Source organism: Erythrobacter litoralis HTCC2594 (assembly GCF_000013005.1).
Taxonomy (GTDB): domain Bacteria; phylum Pseudomonadota; class Alphaproteobacteria; order Sphingomonadales; family Sphingomonadaceae; genus Parerythrobacter; species Parerythrobacter litoralis_A.
This window is the reverse complement of sequence record NC_007722.1, coordinates 1,804,858-1,825,936: the sequence shown is the minus strand read 5'-3', so window position 1 is coordinate 1,825,936 and position 21,079 is coordinate 1,804,858. Positions and strand designations below refer to the sequence as shown.

Annotated in this window: 21 protein-coding genes and 1 other RNA gene; 8 read left to right on the top strand and 14 right to left on the bottom strand. The window is 64.0% G+C overall.

The genetic code is table 11. The features are described from left to right. Window positions 1-65: 65 nt before the first annotated feature. From EL2594_RS08870 to EL2594_RS08845, 6 genes are all read right to left on the bottom strand, one after another. On the bottom strand, window positions 66-848 hold the full coding sequence (locus EL2594_RS08870; protein WP_041685214.1) for an SDR family oxidoreductase: 783 nt from the start codon (window positions 846-848) through the stop codon (window positions 66-68). Beyond that, a complete protein-coding gene (locus EL2594_RS08865) occupies window positions 845-1,396 on the bottom strand; it encodes an NUDIX hydrolase (RefSeq protein WP_011414714.1) in 552 nt (183 codons plus the stop codon). Before EL2594_RS08865 ends, EL2594_RS08870 begins: the two co-directional genes overlap by 4 nt. A 151-nt stretch (window positions 1,397-1,547) precedes the next feature. After that, window positions 1,548-2,222 (bottom strand): TPM domain-containing protein, encoded by a 675-nt coding sequence (locus tag EL2594_RS08860; RefSeq protein WP_011414713.1) that lies wholly within the window; start codon window positions 2,220-2,222, stop codon window positions 1,548-1,550. 3 nt (window positions 2,223-2,225) lie between these two features. Beyond that, the gene (locus EL2594_RS08855; RefSeq protein ID WP_011414712.1) at window positions 2,226-3,041 is read right to left on the bottom strand and encodes a TPM domain-containing protein; all 816 of its coding nucleotides are present in this window, start codon (window positions 3,039-3,041) and stop codon (window positions 2,226-2,228) included. Next, window positions 3,041-3,844, bottom strand: coding sequence for a TPM domain-containing protein (locus tag EL2594_RS08850; protein ID WP_011414711.1), 804 nt, complete (start codon window positions 3,842-3,844; stop codon window positions 3,041-3,043). Before EL2594_RS08850 ends, EL2594_RS08855 begins: the two co-directional genes overlap by 1 nt. 8 nt (window positions 3,845-3,852) lie before the next feature. Further along, entirely contained in the window at window positions 3,853-4,458 is a 606-nt protein-coding gene (locus EL2594_RS08845; RefSeq protein WP_011414710.1) for a LemA family protein, read from the bottom strand. A 131-nt stretch (window positions 4,459-4,589) separates the two neighbouring features. On the opposite strand from EL2594_RS08845, the gene mscL reads away from it, so the two are divergent. Together mscL and ssrA are read left to right on the top strand one after the other, a co-directional pair. Then, the gene (mscL, locus tag EL2594_RS08840) at window positions 4,590-5,099 is read left to right on the top strand and encodes a large conductance mechanosensitive channel protein MscL (protein WP_011414709.1); all 510 of its coding nucleotides are present in this window, start codon (window positions 4,590-4,592) and stop codon (window positions 5,097-5,099) included. Between the two features lie 13 nt (window positions 5,100-5,112). Then, window positions 5,113-5,459: a transfer-messenger RNA gene (gene ssrA, locus EL2594_RS15150) on the top strand. A gap of 151 nt (window positions 5,460-5,610) precedes the next feature. On the opposite strand, the gene EL2594_RS08835 is transcribed toward ssrA, so the two are convergent. From EL2594_RS08835 to EL2594_RS08820, 4 genes are all read right to left on the bottom strand, one after another. Continuing rightward, window positions 5,611-5,853 carry a hypothetical protein gene (locus EL2594_RS08835; protein WP_011414708.1) on the bottom strand — a complete coding sequence of 81 codons (243 nt, stop codon included), beginning with the start codon at window positions 5,851-5,853 and terminating at the stop codon, window positions 5,611-5,613. Between the two features lie 124 nt (window positions 5,854-5,977). Beyond that, complete coding sequence (locus EL2594_RS08830; RefSeq protein ID WP_011414707.1) at window positions 5,978-7,228, bottom strand: N-succinylarginine dihydrolase; 1,251 nt, start codon at window positions 7,226-7,228, stop codon at window positions 5,978-5,980. Window positions 7,229-7,333: 105 nt separating this feature from the next. Further along, the gene (locus EL2594_RS08825; RefSeq protein ID WP_011414706.1) at window positions 7,334-8,350 is read right to left on the bottom strand and encodes an arginine N-succinyltransferase; all 1,017 of its coding nucleotides are present in this window, start codon (window positions 8,348-8,350) and stop codon (window positions 7,334-7,336) included. After that, window positions 8,347-9,540 (bottom strand): hydrolase, encoded by a 1,194-nt coding sequence (locus EL2594_RS08820; protein WP_011414705.1) that lies wholly within the window; start codon window positions 9,538-9,540, stop codon window positions 8,347-8,349. Before EL2594_RS08820 ends, EL2594_RS08825 begins: the two co-directional genes overlap by 4 nt. Before the next feature lie 151 nt (window positions 9,541-9,691). Between EL2594_RS08820 and EL2594_RS08815 the strand changes: the two genes are divergently transcribed. After that, window positions 9,692-11,806 carry a malate synthase G gene (locus EL2594_RS08815; protein WP_011414704.1) on the top strand — a complete coding sequence of 705 codons (2,115 nt, stop codon included), beginning with the start codon at window positions 9,692-9,694 and terminating at the stop codon, window positions 11,804-11,806. Between the two features lie 45 nt (window positions 11,807-11,851). After that, complete coding sequence (locus EL2594_RS08810) at window positions 11,852-12,502, top strand: D-Ala-D-Ala carboxypeptidase family metallohydrolase (RefSeq protein ID WP_011414703.1); 651 nt, start codon at window positions 11,852-11,854, stop codon at window positions 12,500-12,502. Window positions 12,503-12,609: 107 nt separating this feature from the next. Here EL2594_RS08810 and rsmA read toward each other — a convergent pair whose 3' ends face one another. The 4 genes from rsmA to EL2594_RS08790 form a co-directional block, all read right to left on the bottom strand. After that, complete coding sequence (gene rsmA / locus EL2594_RS08805; protein WP_011414702.1) at window positions 12,610-13,455, bottom strand: 16S rRNA (adenine(1518)-N(6)/adenine(1519)-N(6))-dimethyltransferase RsmA; 846 nt, start codon at window positions 13,453-13,455, stop codon at window positions 12,610-12,612. Beyond that, entirely contained in the window at window positions 13,448-14,458 is a 1,011-nt protein-coding gene (gene pdxA, locus EL2594_RS08800; RefSeq protein ID WP_011414701.1) for a 4-hydroxythreonine-4-phosphate dehydrogenase PdxA, read from the bottom strand. Before pdxA ends, rsmA begins: the two co-directional genes overlap by 8 nt. Before the next feature lie 4 nt (window positions 14,459-14,462). Next, entirely contained in the window at window positions 14,463-15,845 is a 1,383-nt protein-coding gene (locus tag EL2594_RS08795; RefSeq protein ID WP_155806022.1) for a peptidylprolyl isomerase, read from the bottom strand. Between the two features lie 165 nt (window positions 15,846-16,010). Beyond that, a complete protein-coding gene (locus EL2594_RS08790) occupies window positions 16,011-18,266 on the bottom strand; it encodes an LPS-assembly protein LptD (protein ID WP_081432301.1) in 2,256 nt (751 codons plus the stop codon). A gap of 124 nt (window positions 18,267-18,390) precedes the next feature. Between EL2594_RS08790 and EL2594_RS08785 the strand changes: the two genes are divergently transcribed. From EL2594_RS08785 to EL2594_RS08775, 4 genes are read left to right on the top strand one after another with little or no spacing between them, the layout of a single operon-like run. Then, window positions 18,391-19,851, top strand: coding sequence for a leucyl aminopeptidase (locus EL2594_RS08785; RefSeq protein WP_011414698.1), 1,461 nt, complete (start codon window positions 18,391-18,393; stop codon window positions 19,849-19,851). Between the two features lie 38 nt (window positions 19,852-19,889). Next, a complete protein-coding gene (locus EL2594_RS15145; protein ID WP_081432300.1) occupies window positions 19,890-20,042 on the top strand; it encodes a DUF2256 domain-containing protein in 153 nt (50 codons plus the stop codon). A gap of 7 nt (window positions 20,043-20,049) precedes the next feature. Next, window positions 20,050-20,484: a DNA polymerase III subunit chi gene (locus EL2594_RS08780; protein WP_011414696.1), complete on the top strand. Its 435-nt coding sequence runs from the start codon at window positions 20,050-20,052 to the stop codon at window positions 20,482-20,484. 22 nt (window positions 20,485-20,506) lie between these two features. Next, on the top strand, window positions 20,507-21,004 hold the full coding sequence (locus tag EL2594_RS08775; protein WP_011414695.1) for a hypothetical protein: 498 nt from the start codon (window positions 20,507-20,509) through the stop codon (window positions 21,002-21,004). Window positions 21,005-21,079: the final 75 nt, after the last annotated feature.

Sequence of the window (21,079 nt, the reverse complement as noted above, 5' to 3'; positions counted from 1 at the left end):
GGGTCGAATCTAATTGAGAAAGATCCCAGCTTTCGCTGGGATGACGAGCGAGGTTTGATCGCTTCTCACATGGCCGAGATACCGCCGTCGAGCTTCAGCTCCGCACCGGTCATGAACCTGCTCTCATCACTCGCCAGATACAGCACCGCATTGGCAATATCGCTCGGCTCGCCGACGAATTTGAGCGGGATCTGCCGCGCCAGCTTCTCCAGCAAGACACCCTTGTCGAGATTGTGATGCTTCGCCGTTCCGTCGAGGATCGGCGTATCGACGAAAGTCGGATGCACCGAGTTGCAGCGGATCTGCATATTGTTCTTGGCGCAATGCAGCGCGATCGACTTGCTGAGCATCCACACAGACGCCTTGGACGCGTTGTAGGCCGGCATCGTATCGCTCGCGATCAGCCCCGCGATCGAGCTGATGTTGATGATCGAACCGGGTGCATGCTCCCGCATCAGGGGCAGGGCGGCCTGGCAGCCATAGAAGATGCCGTCGACATTGATCGCAAAGCAGCGGTGCCAGTCTTCGAGCTTGCAGGTCTCGATATTGCCCGCCACGCCGATCCCGGCATTGTTCACCAGCACGTTGAGCCCGCGCATCTCGTCGCGCGCCATCGCAACGGCGGCATCCCATTGCGCGCGATCGGTAACGTCGTGCTGGATCGACCAGGCGGTGCCTTCGCCATGTTCGGCATTGATCGCGGCGGCGGTTTCAGCAGCACCATCGCCATTGATGTCGGTACACAGCACCTTGGCGCCTTCGGCAGCGAGCGTCTTGCAATGCTGCGCTCCCAGTCCCTGCGCAGCCCCGGTAACCAGCGCCATCTTGCCCGCTACACGTCCAGTCATCTAAAATCCTCTCCCAGAAAATGCGGCGCCATCAGCATGGCGATCCGAACATCGACACCGTGGCCGCGTTTGCGCCAGTCCGCAACGAATTGCGGCAGGTCGCGCAGTCTGACCCGGTGGATGGTGATGTCCTCGCTATCGGTCCCGCCGCCTTCGCCGACCTTCACGAGGTCGTGTGCGCGGATGAGTGTGAAAGCCTCGCTGACCATGCCAGGGCTGGAATAGAATTCGCCGATCACTTCCATGCGGCCGGCGCGGTAGCCGGTTTCTTCCTCCAGCTCGCGGATCGCCGCTTCGACCGCGTCTTCGTCTTCCTGCCCCTCGTGATCGCCGATCAGGCCAGCGGGGATTTCCAGGCAGACGCGGCCCAGCGGCACGCGACATTGCTCGACCAGCAGGACATGCCCTTCGTCGTCGATGGCGACGATGGCGGCGGCGCGGATGCCGCGCGAGCGGCTGGCATATTCCCAGCGTCCGCGGCGTTTGGCGGTAACGAACTTGCCCTGCCACATGATCTCTTCGGGCAGGTTGGCATCGGGGTCTGTCATGGTGTTCCCCTCCCGCTCGCGGGAGGGGCAGCGAGATTTGGTCGCGCTAGCGACCTAGTCGCAGCGGGGTGGGCCATGCCAACCTTGGTGGCTCCGCGCCCACCCCCGACCCCTCCCGCAAGCGGGAGGGGAGTAGAATGCTCAATCACCATCACACCTCTATCAACCGGTCCGGCAACTCGTTTTCGTCATCGTCGGTGCGCGGGAAGTGTTCGGACAGGACCACCCCGACATCGCGGACTCCCGCGGCCATGCCTTCGGCGATCCGGCCCTGTTTGATCTCGACCAGCATGTCTTCCATCGCCTCGCCCCAGACCTCGGCATCGACCAGTTTGGCAATCGGTTCGTCGGCAACGATCTCGGCACGGTGCTCGCGCATCGACAGGTAGATCATGATCCCGGTGCGCCCGGTGGTGCGGCGCTCGGCCCCGACCTTGAAATGCTTGATCGCGCGCTGGTGCACACGGGCGGTCTTCACCGGGCCCGGGACGGCGAGAAAGGTGAGCCTGTCCCAACTGAGCACCGCCCAGGTAAGCACGAAGCCGAGCAGGCCCAGCAGGATCGTCATGCTGGCGAGCTCGCCGGTGGTCCATTCATGGTCCCACCCGCCGAACAGCCCGTCGTAGAAATCCATGAAGGGCTGGGGGACAGCGGCGAATATGCTCATGAGCGTGAAGGACACCACTGCCGCCCAGACCAGGATCACATCGGTGTAGCCATCGGATCGGTCGGCGAGGACCGTGACGATCTCGCCCGATGTGCTCGCCTCGGCCGCACCGACCGCGTCGGAGACGATCTTGTGCTGCGCTTCGTTCAGATATGCCATGTCTTACCAACCCCCCGAGGCGCCGCCGCCTCCGAATGAACCACCGCCGCCGGAGAAGCCGCCTCCGCCGAAGCCGCCACCACCGCCGCCCCAGTCGTCGCCGCCACTCAGCATGCCGCTGAGGATCGACGTGCCGACTTCCCACAGGATGATGTCGCGCGCGGTATCGGACATGTCGCGCCCTCGGCCACGATAGCGCCGGCGACGCCCGCGCCCGCGCATCAGCGGCAGGACGAAGAAAAAGAAGATCACGCCGAGCCAGATCAGCGCGCCGACCGGGAAGCCGCCATCGCTTTGACGCTGCTGGCTCACCTCGGCGGCGACGCGCTGCGCCTCTTCCGGCGACAATTGCAACTGCTGGATGATGCTGTCGGTGCCTGCGACAATGCCGCCAGGCAGGTCGCCTTCGCGGAAGGCTGGCAGGATCTGGTTCTGGATGATCAGCGAAGAGATCGCGTCTGTCAGGTATCCCTCGAGCCCGTAGCCGACTTCTATCCGGACCTTGCGATCGTTGGGCGCGACGATCAGCAGCGCGCCGTCATTGCGCTCCGCATCGCCGATGCCCCAGGCGCGGCCGAGTTGGTAGCCGTAGTCGGCGATATCGTAGCCTTCGAGATCGGAGATGGTGGCGACCACCAATTGCCGCTGCGTCTGTGCCTCGAGCGCGGCGAGCTTCTCGGTCAGCTGCGCTTCGACGTCGGCAGGGATGACATTCGCCTGGTCGACCACCCGGCCGCTCAATTCGGGAAAGCTCTGCGCCATGGCCGGGACGCTGAAGACCAGCGCCAGCATGACGAGAACTCGCGATACCACCTGCATTACCAACTCCCGCTCGCGCCGCCGCCACCGAAGGACCCGCCGCCGCCTGAAAAACTGCTGCTGCTCGAATAGGAGCGCGAGCCGCCGCTGTAGATACGCCCGCCCCGGCTGCGGCGCTTCTTCCACTTCTTGTACCGCTTCGGATAGAGCTTGGCGAAGATGATCATCGGCAGGATGAAGAACACCCATGGCAGCGCCAGCAACACGAAGATGAGGACGATTTTGGCAATCGTACCGAGACCTTCGTAGCGGCTCCCGGTGCCTTGCGATTGCGCCTGCGACGCGATCGCCAGTGCCTCCTCTTCGGGCAGGCTGATCTGGCGGATGATGGCGTCGCTGCCTGCCTCGATCCCGCGCGGCAGATTGTCGGCCTTGAAATGCGGGATGATGTTGCGCTCGATGATAACCTTGCTGAGGGCATCGGTCATCACGCCTTCAAGACCGTAGCCGACTTCGATCCGCACCTTGCGCTCGTTGGGCGCGACGATCAGCAGTATCCCGTCGTTGCGTTCTGCATCGCCGATGCCCCATTCGCGCCCGAGCCGGTAGCCGTAATCCTCGATCGGATAGCCTTGGAGATCGGGAATCGTCGCCACCACGAATTGTCGCCCGTTCTGCTCCTCCACCGCTGCCAGATTGGCGGTCAGCTGGGCCTCTTCAGAGTTTGAAAGAATGTCGGCCGCGTCGACCACCCGCCCGCTCAAGGCGGGAAAATCCTGCGCCGACACCGGCCCCGCCACCACTGCCGCAAGAGCAGCGATGGCAAAGGCCAGCCTGGCTAACAGCGAGTGGACCGCGGTCAACGGTCCCCTCAGTTGCCGTTGGTCATGTCGATGGTCGGTGCGACCTCGGCGCCTTGGGTTGCAGCTTCGTAGGGCGCGAGCGGTTCCGCGCCGTGAATGATGTTGGCACCGATCGTGTCCGGGAAAGTCCGGATCGTGGTGTTATACTGGCGCACTGCTTCGTTATAGTCGCGGATGGCGACGGCGATGCGGTTCTCGGTCCCTTCCAGCTGGCTCTGGAGAGCGAGGAAGTTCTGGTTCGACTGGATCTGCGGATAGGCCTCGAAGCTGGCCAGCAGACGACCGAGCCCGGCACCGAGCTGGCTCTGCGCAGCGGCGAATTCCTGCATCTTGGCTTCATCGCCGAGGTCGTCTGCGTCGATGTTGATGCCGGTCGCACGGGCGCGTGCCTCGGTCACTTCGGTCAGGATGCCGCGCTCATTCTCGGCCGCGCCCTGCGCGACTTCGACGAGGTTGGGAATGAGATTGGCGCGGCGCTGGAATTGCGCTTCGACGTCGGCCCACTTGGCCTTGGCGTTTTCTTCGGCCGCCGGCACCGAGTTGATGCCGCAAGCTGCAAGCGAAAGCGCGCCCAGACCGAGTACGATCGAGCGAAACGCAGAGCGAATGTTCATGCAAAGTCCCTCCGGAATGTATGTGTGTTGCCTATATAGGACAGTCGCTGCCCGGTTCAAGCCGCAAGCTGCTCTCTTGGCAAGCTTTAGGCGACATGACACAGCAGCGCTACACCATTGGAGGAGCTATCATGAGCCTTGGGACGGAATTCAAGAAATTCATCGCGCGCGGCAACGTCGTCGATCTCGCCGTCGGCGTGGTGATCGGCGCGGCGTTCAGCGGCATCGTCACCCAGCTGACCGAAGCGATCCTCATGCCGCTGATCGGCTGGATATTCGGCGATATCGACTTTTCCAACTGGTTCCTGCGGCTGGGCGAGATCCCCGAAGGCTATGAAGGCGCGCTCGACAATTACGAGCAGTTGAAAGAGGCCGGTGTCGCGATGATCGGCTACGGCGCGCTGATCACGGCGCTGATCAACTTCCTGATCGTGGCCTTTGCCTTGTTCATGCTCGTGCGCAGCGTCAACAAGGTCAGCGACGAGATCAAGGCGCGGCAGGCCGAGACCGAGGACAGCTCCAAGAGCGACGACGTGCCGACCGACCCGCAGCTCGATGTGCTCAAGAAGATCCTCGCCGAGCTGCGTTCGGATGGGGCGAGCAAGCCGGATTCGACGCCGGAAAAGGGGCCGATGGGCTAGCAGCCGGTCTCGCTCACTTCACATTAAGGCGTTTTCGCTTATATGGGACCTGTCCGTTTCGGCGGGCTATGGTGATAAACTGCGGTGTGTAATAGACGCAACGGACCCGGGGGCAGTACCCGGCGGCTCCACCAAAAAGCGCATATTTACAGGCGCTTCCTGATGGGGCCGAACCAGGATCGACGTGTGTTGAAAGGCATTGTTTTCACCCGGGCTGAGTATCCCGCAAAACTGTTCAAAACACACAAGTGCCAACGATAACGAAGCACTCGCTCTCGCAGCGTAACATGACGGCCTAACGGCCTAACGTTACAAAGCTAAAGCGCGGTTGGACCCACCGGGCAACAGAAGCGGATTCCGGGGGCCCGGGGGGGCCTAGCAACAGAACCCCCCACCTTACGTTTGCTTGAGAGAACCATGAGTGCAGCTAGCGCGACGGTCCTCGCCCCGCGAAAACGAAACCGCGGGGTAGCTAGCAACAGAAACCCCCACTTTATTTTTCAGCTAAAACTCAGCAGGCTTCGAGTTCGGCCTCTTTGCGTTCGCGCTCGTAATGCAGCGCGTCGAGGATTTTCGCGCCGCCCAGCATCACCGCACCGCCGCAGGCGACGAATAGCGTCCAGCCGAGCCAGTTGGGCATCGCTTCGAGATAGTGGCTGCCGCGATCCATCGCGCCCATGGCCAGTGCAAATATGATCAGAAACGCTTCAAAGCGATTCTTGATCACGAACAACCGGCCGAATTTCCTGAGCATTCTCGCGTGCCTTTCCTGCGTTAACCTCTGGCTTTGCAAGCGACGTGCCATCCACGCTGGCCTGCCATTTGCAGTGGTTAATGACGCACGCAGTGTAAAGCTCGCCGACGAAGCGGCAAGCGCGTTAACCCAGTTGCATGAGGTCGAGCGCTTCCAATAGCTTGCCACGCGCGGTGCGCACGGTGTTCGCCAGGGCTTCATCGCCGATGTCGGAGGGGTCGATCTGCTCGGGCCAATGCGCTGCAATCACCTGCTCGATGGCATCGGCGCGCGCCTCGCTCAGCAGGAAGCGCGGATCGACCGTGGCCGGATCGGCGACCACCCGCAGGCGCAGGCAGGCGGGACCGCCGCCGTTGGCCATGGATTGGCGCACATCGACCGGGATGACCCGCCGGATCGGACCATTCGAAGCCATCATCGTCTCCGCCCAGGCCCATACGCTCGCGCTCTCGCGGCACTCTTCGGGAACGACCAGCGCCATCTCGCCGGAGGGGAGCGTCAGCAATTGCCCGTTGAAGAGATAGGTCTTGATCGCTTCGGCCAGGCTCACTGCGCTGGACGACACTTCCACGACTTCCAGAGCGGGAAAAGCGGCGCGGATCGCGTCGTAAGCGCCCTTCTGGTCGGCGAATGCCTCTTCATGCGTGAACAGCACGCGCTCGTTCGCGACGGCAACGACATCGTTGTGAAACGCCCCGGCCTCGATGGCACCGGGATTCTGCTCGATAAACAGAGCGCGCGCAGGATCGAGACCATGCAGCCGGGCGACAGCGCGGCTGGCCTGTTCATGCTGACGCGCGGCGAATTTGCCGCCCGGCCTGCCATAGACGAACACTTCGACGCCCGGCGCGTCATGCCCTTCGCAAAAACGCATATGGTTGGCCGCGCCTTCGTCGCCGAAACTCGGCGGCACTGCGTGGTGGACGGTGAAATGCGCGGTGTCGCCGAAGGCGATGTCGAGCTGAGCCTTGGTGTCGCGCCATTCCTGTGCGCGGTGCACCATGGTGACGAGGTTGGCGGGCGTGAAGTGACATTTTCCGTCTGCGGTGTCCGGCGCCGGGCTGACCGTGGCGGCATTGGCGGTCCACATGCTGGAGGCGGACCATGCCGCGGCGCGCAGCGCGCGATCGGCGGATGGATCGACCGCCAGCCGGGCCAGCGTCTCCACCTTGGGTCGCGGCAAAGGCAATAGATACCCTTGCGCCAGCCCGTGAGCCATGTTGCCGCGCATCTTGGCGACCCCCTGCAGCGCGGCGGCGCGCGGATAGGACGGATCGCCCTTGTGGCTGGCGCTGGCGATATTGCCCAGGCTGAGGCCGGCGTAATTGTGCGACGGGCCGACGATGCCGTCGAAGTTGATTTCTGCGAGGGACATGAATTTACCTCGTCATCCCAGCGAAAGCTGGGATCTCTTGCGGCATGCTCGCGCGTGCCTGAACCAGATCCCAGCTTTCGCTGGGATGACGGGATGATGGATAGCTCACCGCGCCACGCTCCAGACCGTGTCGCCTTTGCCCACACCGAGCAGATCGGCGGCATGCGCGTCGATGGCGACCGAGCCGTCATCGCGCAACTCGCGCGCGCCGTAGCAGCTGCGGAATTCGGTGAGGCGACCGGTTGCCAGCAGCGCCTTCTCGCCCGTCTCCAGCGCGATATCGGCCACCGTCCCCTGGTGCGCCTGCGCGATGCTCACCACGTCGTCGGTGCGCGCAATCATGCTCGGCCCGCCGTCGAAAATGTCGACATAACCCTCGTAGCGGAAGCCTTCCTTCTCCAGCATCCGCATCGCGGCGCGGCCGGTGGGGTGGGGCAGGCCGATGACCTTCTTCGCTTCCACGTCGAGCATGGCGACATAGACCGGATGCTTGGGCATCAGGTCGGCAATGAACTGGTTGCCGTTGATGGCGTTGAAATAGTCGGCTTCCTGGAAACTCATACCGAAGAAGCGCCCGGCCACGCCGTCCCAGAAGGGAGAGCCGCCACGCTCATCGATAATGCCGCGCAGTTCGGCAAGGATGCGGTCGGCGAAGCGCGCCCGGTGCATGGCGATGAAGAGGTAACGGCTGCGCGCGAGCAGCAGGCCGAGGCCCCCGGCGCGTTCGTTGGGATGCAGGAATAGCCCGCCGACTTCGCTCGATCCTTCAAGGTCGGTCACAAGGCTCAGCAGTTCGGCGCGGACTGTGCGGTCCAGTTCCTGGCTGTGCTGGGTCAGCGTGTTGAGACGATAGGAATAGAACGGCCATTGCTGTCCGACCTGCGTCATCAGCTGGCAGGTGCCGCGTACCGCGCCGATCTCGGCATTTTCCAGCACCAGCACGAATTGCTCGTCGACCAGCTCGTCGCCCGGATTGGCAAAGGCATCGCTCGACCGGGCGAGTTTTGCGCCCAGCGCATCGCGATCGGCGGGCAGATTGGTGAAGCCGCCGCCGGTCAGCTTGGCCATTTCGTAGAGCGGTTCGATATCTTCGGTGCGCGCGGCGCGCAGGCGGAAACTCAAAGCTCATCTCCCGATGCCAGCCGGTGCAAAACAAGGGCGCTGAGTGCCGCGCGTTCGCTGAGGCTCGGCACGATCATGAATTCGTCGGGCGAATGGATCTTGCCGCCGCGCACGCCCATCGTATCGACGACGGGCACCCCGCAGGCGGCGATGTTGTTGCCGTCGCACACGCCTCCGGTCGATTGCCAGTCGATATGCTGGCCAAGCTCTGCCCCGCAATCGCGGACGAGATCGAACAGGCGCTGCGCCTTGCGGTCGACCGGTTTGGGCGGGCGCGTGACGCCGCCATGCAGGTCGACGCTGACTTCATGTGCCTGCCGGATAGCGGCCATCAGCCCCTGCAATCCCGCCTCGAACCGCTCACCCGCGCTCGGTTCCTTGGGGCGGATGTTGAAGCGCAGCACGGCATTGTCGGGCACGACATTGTTGGCCGCGCCGCCTTCGATCTTGGCCGGATTGACCGGGCAATCCTCGGTTTGCAGGTCCTTCAGGCCGACCGCCAGCGCTGCCGCCGCGACCAGCGCGTTGCGCCCGTCCTGCGGATTGCGACCCGCATGAGCGGAGCGGCCCTTGACGATCAGTGAGTAATTGCCTGTCCCGCCGCGCGCATGGGCGAGGGTGCCTTCGGGCGTCGCCGAGGGTTCGTAAGTGAGGGCGGCATATTTGCCGTTCGCAAGTTCCTCGATCAGCTTGGCGGAAGACAGCGAACCGGTTTCCTCGTCCGAGTTGATCATCACGTCGTAGCCGAGGCTTCGCCCGTGTTCCGATTGCTCGAGCGCCAGCAGTGCATGCAGCATGACCGCGATCCCGCCTTTCATGTCGGCGGTACCGGGGCCGTTGACGACATCGTCGTCGAGCCAACTATTTTCCTGGAACGGGTGATCGATTGGAAACACCGTGTCCATATGCCCCGTCAGCACCACCCGCCGCTCCGCATCGGGGCGTACGCGCACGACGAGATGCTGGCCATGCTGCTTGTCGAATTCCTGCCCGTCCGCGCTGATCGCCGTGACCGGTGCGGGGTCGCGCAGTTCGACCTCGCCCGGGAGGGCAGCGAAGGCATCGGCGAGCATCCCAGCGACAGTCTTCAGACCGTCGAGATTGCCGGTACCCGAATTGACGGCGCTCCAGGCCAAAGCCTGTTCGCACATCGCCGCCTGATCTATGGATTCGAGATAGGATGGTTTCATCGGCAACCGCTCTAGCGGGGGTTTTCACCCCTTCCAACCCGTTGCAATTGCTCGTCCCCTAAGCCATAGGCGCTTGCGTCCTCCCCAGACAGATAGCGCCAATGTTTCCCGCCAGTTCGCCCGAGCTGCGCGGCCCCCTGAGTGAGGACCCATGACCGACTACACGACCAAAGCCCGCCTGCAGATCGATCCTGCGCTCGCCGCGTTCCTGGAAGGCGAGGTGCTGGCACCCCTGGGCAGGGACGCAGACGCATTCTGGCAGGGCTTCTCCAACCTGGTCCACGGCTTCACTCCGCGCAATCGCGACCTGCTTGCCAAGCGTGAAGAGCTGCAGGCCAAAATCGACGCCTGGCATCGCAAGCGCCGCGGACAAAGCCACGATCATGCAGCCTACAAAGCGTTCCTGAGCGAGATCGGCTACCTCGTCCCGGAGCCGGATGCGTTCACTATCGGCACGCAGAACGTCGATCCCGAAATCGCGACCATGGCCGGGCCGCAGCTGGTGGTGCCGATCCTCAATGCGCGGTTCCTGCTGAATGCCGCCAACGCCCGCTGGGGCAGCCTCTATGACGCGCTCTACGGAACCGATGCGCTCGACGCGCCGCCTGCAAAACCCGGTGGCTATGACGAGGAACGCGGCGCGGCGGTGATCGCCGAGGCCCGCAGGTTCCTTGATGAGGCGGTGCCGCTGAAGTCCGGCAGTTGGGCCGACCTTACGCTGGAGCGTATCGAGGCCGATGGCATTGCGATTGCCGACGAGAGCCAGTATGTCGGCGAGACCGAGAAGGGCCGTTTGTTCAAAAACAACGGCCTGCACATCGAAGTTCAATGGGCCCCCGAGAGTTCGGTCGGGAAGTCCGACCAGGCCGGCATCAGCGATGTCGTGATCGAAAGTGCGCTGACGACGATCGCCGATTGCGAGGATTCGGTGGCGGCGGTCGATGCCGAAGACAAGCTGCTCGCCTACACCAACTGGCTCGGCATCATTCGCGGCGATCTGCAGGAGAGCTTCGAGAAACGCGGGCGCACGATGACCCGCGCGCTGAATGGCGACAAGAGCTACACCGATACCCATGGCGAGGCGCAGACGCTGCCAGGCCGGAGCCTGATGTTTGTCCGCAATGTCGGGCACTTGATGACCAATCCTGCGATCCTGCTGGAGGATGGCAGCGAGATCCCCGAAGGCATCATGGACGCCGTCGTCACAAGCGCGATCAGCGCGCATGATGTGCAGGGACTTGGCCGATACGGCAATTCGCGCACCGGCAGCATCTATATCGTCAAGCCGAAGATGCACGGCCCGGAAGAATGTGCGTTTACCAATGACTTGTTCGACGCGGTTGAGGATTTGCTCGAACTGCCGCGCCACACGATTAAGGTTGGGGTGATGGACGAGGAGCGCCGCACTTCGGCGAATCTCGCTGCGTGCATTCTCGCGGTGCGCGACCGGATCGTCTTCATCAACACCGGTTTCCTCGACCGGACGGGCGACGAAATCCATACCTCGATGCAGGCCGGGCCGATGATGCGCAAGGGCGAGATGAAAGGCAGCGCCTGGCTCGATGCCTACGAGAAGCGCAATGTCGGCATCGGCATGGCTTGCGGCCTGTCGGGGCGCGCGCAGATCGGCAAGGGCATGTGGCCCGCGCCGGATCTGATGGGCAAGATGATGCTGGAGAAGATCGGCCATTTGCGCGCGGGGGCCAATACGGCCTGGGTACCGTCGCCGACCGCGGCGACGCTCCACGCGCTGCATTATCACCGCGAGGACGTGTTTGCGATCCAGCGGGACCTCGGCGAAGCGCCCGGCCTCGATCGGCTGCTCACCATCCCGCTCGCCGAGGCGACGAACTGGCCGGAAGACGAAGTGCGCGAGGAACTCGATAACAATGCGCAAGGCCTGCTCGGCTATGTCGTGCGCTGGATCGATGCGGGCGTCGGCTGTTCCAAGGTGCCGGACATCAGCGATGTCGGCCTGATGGAAGACCGTGCCACCTTGCGCATCTCCAGCCAGCACATGGCCAACTGGCTCCTCCACGGCGTGGCGAGCGAGAACCAAGTGATGGACAGCCTCAAGCGCATGGCCGCCAAGGTCGACGAGCAGAATGCAGGCGACCTGTCCTACGAGCCGATGGCAGGCAATTGGGAAACGAGCCTCGCGTTCAAGGCCGCCTGCGATCTCGTGTTCAAAGGCGTGGAGCAGCCGAGCGGCTATACCGAGCCGCTGCTGCATCAATGGCGGCTGCGCAAGAAAGCGGGAGCCTGACGCGCGCTATTCCGTTCAATACGTGTGAGTTCGCTGTACCAGAGAATGGCCTGGTTCATCCTGCTGGCGGGGCTGGCGATCGTGCTGATCTCGCGCGGGCCCGACCTTCTGCGCATTCCCGGCACGATGCTGTCACCGACATCGCGCACGGCCTTCGACAGCTGGCTAAATGAAGATCCGGCTCGGGCCGAAGGCCATGCGGCGCTGCTGGAGTATTTGACCGCGCAGGGGGTGAGCGATGTCGTGCCGGTGTGGCAGCTGACCCGCATCGACGGGCACTATGCGCGGCGCTGCGATCTACCGGTCTTCCGCATCCCGCCGCGTGAGCTATGGCCCAATATCGTCCCGGCGCTGCGGCTGGTGCGCGACGAGGTGAAGCCGCGCGTGGGCGAGGTCGAGGTGCTGTCGTCCTATCGCACGCCCGATCTCAACACCTGCGCGCGCGGGGCGAGCCGCAGCAACCACCTGGACTTCTCGGCGCTCGATCTGCGTACGGTGGATGGAAAGAGCGGACCGGATTTCTACCAGCGGCTCTGTGCCATGCAGGATGCGGCGGGGCCGGGTAGCCGGATGGGGCTTGGGGCCTATTACGATGCCTCGCGACCGAATTATGCAGGCGGGCGATTCCATATCGATGCCGAGGGATTTCGGAGCTGGGGGCGGAGTTACACGGCGGCGAGCAGTCCGTGTCGGTGACGTCGGACCGGTCACCCTCATCCAAGCTTCGCCAGCGCGATGCGCGCGCAAGCTGCGCTGTGCTTCTCCCGGTGGGAGAAGGATACGCAGGCTTGCCGCTTGAGCGCTTAGCCGGAGTTGGATGAGGGTCGCGAAGCGCCGAGGCGTCGCGCCAGCGCCACAAACTCTTCCACCGTCACCGTCTCGGCCCGCCGCGTCTCTTCGATGGCAACCTCAGCCAATGTCTCCACCGCGCCGGGTACGCCTTTCAGGCTCTGGCGCAGCATCTTGCGGCGTTGGCCGAAGGCAGCTTCGGTCAGGCGTTCGAGCGTGCGGGCCGACACGCCCTCCGGCATCTCGTCCGGCGTCACGTGCACGATGGCGCTCATCACTTTGGGCGGCGGTGTGAAGGCGCTGCGATGAACCTTCATCGGCATGCTGGCGGCGCTGCGCCATTGCGCCAGCACGGCGAGGCGGCCGTACGCCGATGTGCCCGGTGTGGAGACGATCCGCTGGGCGACTTCCTGCTGGAACATCAAGGTGAGCGACGTCCATTGCGGCGGCCAAGTCTCGCCGCCGAGCCAGCGCACGAAGAGAGCGGTGCCGACATTGTAGGGCAGGTTGGCGACGACAGCGAATGGCTCGCCCATCAATTCGGCATGATCGAGCTTCATCGCATCGCCATGGATGACGGATAGTTTGCCGGGGTAAACCTCCGACAGCTCGGCAAGCGCAGGCAGGCAGCGGCGGTCCATCTCGATCGCCGTCACGCGCGCGCCGGCCTTTAGCAAAGCGCGGGTGAGCCCGCCGGGACCAGGCCCGATTTCGAGCACGGCCCGGTTTTCGAGACCACCCGGGATTCCGGCGATGCGGTCGAGCAATTGCGCATCGAACAGGAAGTTCTGCCCCAGCGCCTTCGAGGCGGAGAGGCCATGTTTCGCGATGACGTCGCGCAGCGGCGGAAGCTCAGGCATCGGCCCGGCGCGCTGCGCATTCGCCTGCCATGAGCAAAGCGAAAACCATGGCGCCCGGATGCGCGGTGCCGCGTCCGGCAATGTCGAAGGCTGTTCCATGGTCCGGGCTGGTGCGGACGATCGGCAAGCCCAGCGTCACATTGACCCCCTGGTCGAAATCGAGCGCCTTCACCGGGATCAGCGCCTGGTCATGATACATGCATAGCGCCGCATCAAAGCCCGCCCGGCTGTGCGGGCTGAACAATGCGTCGGCCGGATGCGGGCCGGTCGCGGTGATGCCGTCTGCGAGCAGTTCGGCGATGGCGGGGGCGATAACGTCCTGCTCCTCGTTGCCGAACTTGCCGTCCTCGCCCGCATGCGGATTGAGACCGGTGACCGCCAGTCTGGGACGCTCAATGCCGAAATCGCGCTGCAAGGCCGAAGCGACAATCCGTCCGCGTTCGACGATCAGGCCGATGCTGAGCAGGCCGGGAACCTCGGCGAGGGGACAATGGACGGTGAGCGGCACGGCCCGCAGGCTCGGCCCGGCGAGCATCATCACTGATGCATCTTCCGGCAGCCCGCAGGCGGCGGCGAGAAATTCGGTCTGGCCGGGATGGGTGAAACCGACCTGTTCGAGCAGACCCTTGGCGATGGGGGCGGTCACGACCCCCGAAGCGTGGCCAGCGGTGGCAAGCCTGGTCGCCATTTCGAGCGATTTCAGAGCCAGTTTGGCGCCGATCGGGTCAGGCGCGCCGGGGAGGTAGGCTCCATCCAGCCCCTTGATCACCGGCAACGCCTCCAGGAAAGCGGAGTTCGCCTCAGCGATATCGTCAATCTCTTGGATGGGGCATGGAACGCCCAGCGCTTCCGTCGCTGAGCGCAGAACATTCGCACCGCCCGCCACCGCAAACGGTGCTAAATTTGCGGAATCGCGCATGCGCCAGGCATGGACGATGATTTCCGGTCCGATGCCGGCCGGATCACCCAGCGAAACGGCGAGCGGGCGCTGCGGCTCGCCCACCCGCTCAGTTGTACTCGATATAGGCGTCGTTGCGCAGATCGCGCAGGTAACGGCGGGCGCGCTTCTGGATGCGCTCCTCTTCCATCCGGCTCATCAGAACGTCGAAGCTCGGTCCGTCGGCAGCCTGCGGATCGTCGCGACCGCACAGAAGCAACACACGGACACCCTCCTGCAGCGATCCGAACGGCTGGGTCGCCTGGCCGACCTGTAATTCCAGCATCGAACCCTGCAATTGCTCGGGCAAGTCGCGGACCCGGATCTGGTCGTTGGTCACGACTTCGGCACCGACGGTCTGCGCGGCACGCTCGGCATCGCCGCAGCCGCGGATCGAGCCGACGGCGCCGGCGAAAGCTTCGACTTTCGACGTCGCCTCCTCTTGCGAGATGCCCTCTTCGAACGAGATCGAAATCTGCTTGAGGCTCAGGAGCGCATCGCGCGGATCGGCGGTCAGGACGGCACGCTTGTCACGCAGATAAATGATCACGAAACCGCCCGGAATTTCGACCGGACCGGTCAGCTGGCCGGGTTGCATCGTTTGTGCAGCAGTGGCCATCTCGGCCGGAAGCGTTTCCAGCCGCACGAAGCCCAGGTCGCCGCCGGTTGCCGCGGTCGAGCTTTCGGAGAACTGGCGCGCATAGGCGAGGAAGCTCGCTCCGCCGCGCAGCTGCTCCATGATCTGCTGCCCGTTCTGGATCACCGCCTGCCGCGTCTCGGCGGTCGCCGGCAGGTAGATTTCCATGATGTGGTATTCTTCCGTACCGCGCGATTCCTCGAGCCGCTTGATGAGGTCGTTCACTTCCTCTTCGGAGACATTGATGAAGGGCGCGATGTTGCGGCGCAGCAGGCGCTGCCAGGCGAGCTCACCCTGGATCTGGCGCTTGAGCGAAGCGGGGGAAGAGCCGATCGACAGCAGGTAGGCATCCATCGCGTCGGGCTGGTTGCCGAAATTCTGCGCCGCCAGCTGGGCATAGCGCTGGTTCACTTCGTCAGCAGTGATATTGATCTCCTGCGCCGCTGCTTCCTGCACCTGCAGCGTCTCGTCGATCAGGTTGCGCAGCACCTGCATCCGCACGCGAACCATCTCTTCCTCGGCGAGTTCACCCTGCGCGGAGGCGACCACCAGCGCTGTGCGGTGATCGATATCGGTACCGGTGATGACCGAGCCGTTTACGACGGCGGTTGCCTTGCGGACATTGGGGTTCGATTCGCCCAGCAGCGAGAAATTGTCCGGAATGCCCAGCGGGTTCGGAGCCGCCGCCGGTTGGTCGGCATCCTGCGCTGCCTCCTGGGCGGCAATCGCGATCGGAGACGCGGCGAGGCTGAAAGCGGCCAGTGCCGTTGCAGTGCGGGCAAAAACGGTCGGTAGAGCGGTTGTGAACACAATCATTCCTGTCTTGCGCCCCGCCGTCATATTCCCGTCCAACATATGGACATGACAGGGCAAATTCGTGGCCGTGCCGCATGGCGAAACGTGGCTGAACCCTTGATGAGTGGCGCGATCTAGCGCGTTTGGCTGGTCAAGCCAATCCGGCATTGCTCCACGGCGGTGTCGCTATCGGAATCCGAGACTTTTCAGGCTGAAATAGAACTGGAACGTGTCGCCGCGCCGGGCGTCCCCCTGGTCCACATAATCGCGCCGCCAGGTGAAGCCGAGTTCCAGGCAATCGTCCTCGTAAGCGATGCCGAGCCGGGTGCGGATCGGCTCGAAGCCATCGGAGATGAAGGTCGGGTCCTCGTTGCGATCGGTCAGGTTGACGACGCCGGCTCCGAAGATCGACCAGTAATCGGCAAAGGCAAGGCGGGCAGCGGCGCGCACCTCTTCGCGATCCTGCAGATCCTCGATGCCTTGCGCAATATCGCGGTCGAGGCGCAGGTAGCCGACTTCGAAATACGTCCTGCGGCTGCCGATGGTCGCATCGAATTCGTTGCGGCGGATCGCCAGATTGTCCTTGTCGAGGCGGTAGCGGTGCGTGAGCGAGACGAAGTCGCGAAAGCGCACCTCGGTGCGGCCGACGAAGTCGGACACGCGTTCCGACAGGCCGGTCCCGTCGACGAGGATATCGGTATCCTTGTCGAGCCGGTAGCTCTGGCCGAGCGTCGTCTTCACCCTCAGGCCGGGCCGGGTCAGCTCCCAGTCGAAACCGTAGGTGATGCGTACGCCGTCCTCGACCCGATCGTAACCCGGGAAGCGGTTCAGCGCGAAGAGGTTGGAATCCTCGAGATCGATCGCGCGGGCATCCTCGTTAGGCACCGCCAGATTGCGGATCGGCGGCGTCGCGACCACCTGCACGCGCGGCGTGAAAACCTGCGTTCCGCCGAACGCAGGCCCGACAAAGGGCCATTGGACATCGACTGCCGCCAGACCGATACCTCGCGCCTGCCAGCCGGGATTGCCGCGATAGATCGCGGTTTGGGTCAGCGCATTCTGGCTTGAATGATAGACATCGCCGCGAGCGAGCGCGGTGAACCGGACGACCTGCCCCATCGGAGTGATCTTGCGCAGGTCCCACTGCACCTTGGCGAAGGCCCGCTGGGTATCCTGACCCACATCGCGCACGATCGCCAGCGTGTTGAGCTGCATCTCCACCTTGCCCCCGAGCACGGGCTCGTCCAGCCGCTTGCGGTAATCGAGTACGGGGAAGGCCATCGGTACCTGCCCCTGGTCCTGGTTGAGTCGCAGGGTCTGCGTGGCGTAGCCCGCGAGCTGGAAATAGCTGTCGCTTTCGATGCGTTCGAGCTCGACGATCGAGCGTAGGCGGTCGTCGCGGCTGATATCGTAGCGGCGCAGGAAGGTCCGATCGCTGGCCAGCCGCAGCGAAGCGTTGAGGCTCCAGTTCTCGTCGAACTGAAACGTGCCATTGGCATCGACATACCCGCGGAAGTCCTGCTCGCTCGTCGCGATGCCGGTGAAATCGGAGATACGGCGGCTGTAGGTGCCGTAGCCCGTTATCTGGAAGGCGCCTTTTTCGGTAAGCTGGCGATACTGGCCGAACACCATCGGCGGCGCTTCGGTATAGACGCTCGTACCCAGCTTGGCGTCCTTGTTGTCGCCGAGCCTGAAATAGTATTCGCCGGTCATTTCCAGGCCGTTCGATTCCGACAGCCTGATGTCGGGCACGAGGAATCCGCTGATCGCGCCGCCATCGGTGCGCACGCTCAGACCCGGCAGCGGCAGCAGGCGCGCGCCGAACAATTCGAGATAGGCCCCGCGGAAGCGCACCCGGCGTTCGTCCGGATCGTAAACGACGCGCTCGGCAGTGATTCGCCAGCTGGGGTCCTTGGGGCAGCCGTCGGGATTGGTGACCGAGCAGGCGGTATAGGCGGCGCGATCGAGCACAATGGTGCCGTCTTCGCCGCGCGCGCCTGATTCTGCCGCCAGTCGCCCGCCCTCGCGCAGCGCCAGCAGCAGGTCTTCCATTGCCCCTGCTTCGAACTTGTCGGTCAGCTCGACGCTGCTGGAATAAAGCTGGTTGCCGTCCTGATCGACGAAGCGGACATTTCCGATCGCTTCGATGACGCCGGTCGAGCGATCCCACCGCACGACATCGGCGCGGACCGACTGATCCTCGCTGCGCAGGACCACATTGCCGCGTGCGGAAACAACGTCCTGCCCGGAATCGTAATCGACGACGTCGGCCTCGAAATCGATCGCGCGCGGTTCCTGCCGCTGCTCTGTGCTGGCCGCGTCGACCGTCTCGTCTTGCGCCAGCGTCGGAACCGACAGGCCCGCCAAAGCCAGCGCGCCTGCCCCGGCACGCGATGCGCGGAGCAGCAGGTCGGGCAAGGCAGGAGCTCCGGGGCGGTGCATGGCTTGCCTATTGCACTTGGGCATCCTAATCGCAATCGCCCTGTGACGCCGCATGCGGCAGAGCGTGGAAACGCCTGCGATACGGCGCGTTAGACGAAGAAAACATGCCTCTTCCGGAGACCTCATGAAAATCACTTTCGCCGATAGCCGTCCTGCCGATGCCACGCTGGTGGCGCATGTCTGCAACCGCGGGTCCTTGCCCGACGGATTGGAACGCGCGCTGACGGAAGGCGCGAGCGCGGCGCGCTTCAAAGGCGGTTCCGGGCAGGTCTTCGAAGGGTTCGTCGAACGCGACGGCACCGTGGTCCGCGTGGCGCTGGCCGGTGCCGGTTCGAAAGATGCCGAGAACCGCAACATCAATTGCGAGAAGGCCGGAGCGGCACTGGCGGGCAAGTACCTGTCGTCGGGCGCAAGCACGATCGTGCTCGACTTCGAAGACAGCGGCCTGACCGGCGAGGAGATCGCATCGGTCTTGCTCGGCCTGCGGCTGCGGACGTGGCGCCAGGATGCCTATCGCACCAAAATGAAGGACGAGCAGAAGAAGACGTTGACCGACGCGATCGTGGTTGGCGCGCCGGGCACCGCGCAAACCGCGTGGGATGTGGAGGAGGCGCTGTGCGAAGGCATCGAATTCACCCGTCACCTGGTCGCAGAGCCCGCCAACAAGCTCTATCCCGAAAGCTTCGTCGCGCAATGCCGCGATGCGCTGCAGGGCACTGGCATCGAGATCACGGTGCTGACCGACGACGACATGGAAAAGCTCGGCATGGGCGCGCTGCTTGGCGTGGGGCTCGGGTCGGAGCGACCATCGCGCCTGCTGGCGATGAAATGGAACGGCGGCGAGCCGGGCCAGCGCCCGATGGCCTTCGTCGGCAAGGGCGTGACCTTTGATACCGGCGGGATCTCGCTGAAGCCCGGGCCCGGCATGGAAGACATGAAATGGGACATGGGCGGCGCCGGTGCAGTCGCCGGCGCGATGGTCGCGCTGGCCAAGCGAAAGGCCAGGGCCAATGTCGTTGGTGTGGTGGGGCTGGTCGAGAACATGCCCGATGGCCGCGCAATGCGTCCGGGCGATATCGTCACGTCGATGTCGGGCCAGACGATCGAAGTGCTCAATACCGATGCGGAGGGGCGGTTGGTCCTGTGCGATGCGCTGCACTGGACGCAGAAGGAATTCGATCCGGTTGCAGTGGTCGATTTCGCAACGCTGACCGGCGCGATGATCATCGCGCTCGGCAGCGAGCACGGCGGGATTTTCTCCAACGACGACGATCTGGCGGACAAGCTGATGGCTGCCGGCAAGTCCACCGGAGACAAGCTGTGGCGCTTCCCGCTGATGCCGGAATACGACAAGCTGCTCAACTCGCCGATCGCGGACATGAAGAATATCGGCCCGCGCGGGGCGGGGTCGATCACCGCCGCGCAGTTCCTGCAGCGCTTCATCGACAAGGATCGCCCGTGGGCGCATTGCGACATCGCCGGCATGGTGTGGGCCGACAAGGCAGGCCAGACGTGGGACAAGGGCGCGACCGGCTATGGCGTGCGGATCATCGATCAATACGTCCGCGACGTGCTGGAAGGGTAACCTCTAGCCTCAAGTAGCGAAGCGGTAGGCCGAATATAATGCCCAGAATGCGCAGGAAGTCCGACTTGCCGAGCAAGGACTGCGCGTTTTGCGGTTTGCCGTTCACCTGGCGCAAGAAGTGGGAGCGCGATTGGGACAACGTGAAGTATTGTTCGGAGCGCTGCCGCCGCAGCGCGAAGAATGCGGGGTGAGGCGAAAATGAAAGCGGACTTCTGGCAGCTTTCGCGCGATCCGGCAGACAAGGTCGTGGCCATGATCGCTGCGAGGGTTCTCGATGAAGGCGAACGGCTGCTCGTCGTCGCGAAGGACGACGAGAAGCGGGCGGCGATTGCGAAAGCGCTGTGGGAAGCGAAGCCGGAGCACTTCCTGGCGAATGGCGAGGCGTCGGCCGACCATGCCGAGCGCCAGCCGATCCTTCTCGGCGAAACGTGCGAGGCCGCCAACGGTGCGAGTCATGTAATCTTTGCCGACGGCGAATGGCGCGATCCGCACGGTTTCGAGCGCGCCTTCCTGCTGTTCAGCGACGAGACGCTGGAGGCTGCACGCGCAACCTGGCGCGCCCTTGACGGAACCGATGGTCTGGAGCGATCATTCTTCCGACAAGAAGGCGGCAAATGGACCAAGGTCGCCTGATCAGCAGTCTCGGGAGAATTCCATGCGTATCGTCCTGCCTGTCATCGCCGCGCTCGCGCTTGCCGCATGCGGTTCGGAAACCTCCGGCACGCTCGAGGGCGAGGACGGCGAACGCATGGACTATTCCGTCGACGAGAACAGCGGCGAAACGAACGCGACCATCACCACCGAAGACGGCACGGCAACGATGCAGACCGGCCCCAATGTCCGGGCGCGCCTGCCGCTGGGCTTCAAAGTCTACCCCGGCGCGACCGTCCTCAGCGCGACCAATATCGACAGCGACGGCGAGAAAGGCTCGCTGGTGATGATGGAGACCAACGCCACGCCCGACGAGATCATCGCCTACTACAAGGCCGAAGCCGAGGCGGCGGGCATCGATATCAAGATGGACATGACAACGGGCGAAAGCCGGGCGCTGGCGGGTGAGGGCGCAAGCGGTGCTTCCTTCTCCGTCAATGCGGGTGAGCAGGGCAGCGCCACGAGCGTACAGTTGATGGTGAGCGAGGGTTCGGGAAACTAGGGAGCGCTACGCCGCTTCGGCAAGGCTTGCCCGTCGTGCGCGGCGGCGCTAAGGGCGCGCGCAACCAATTTCGCC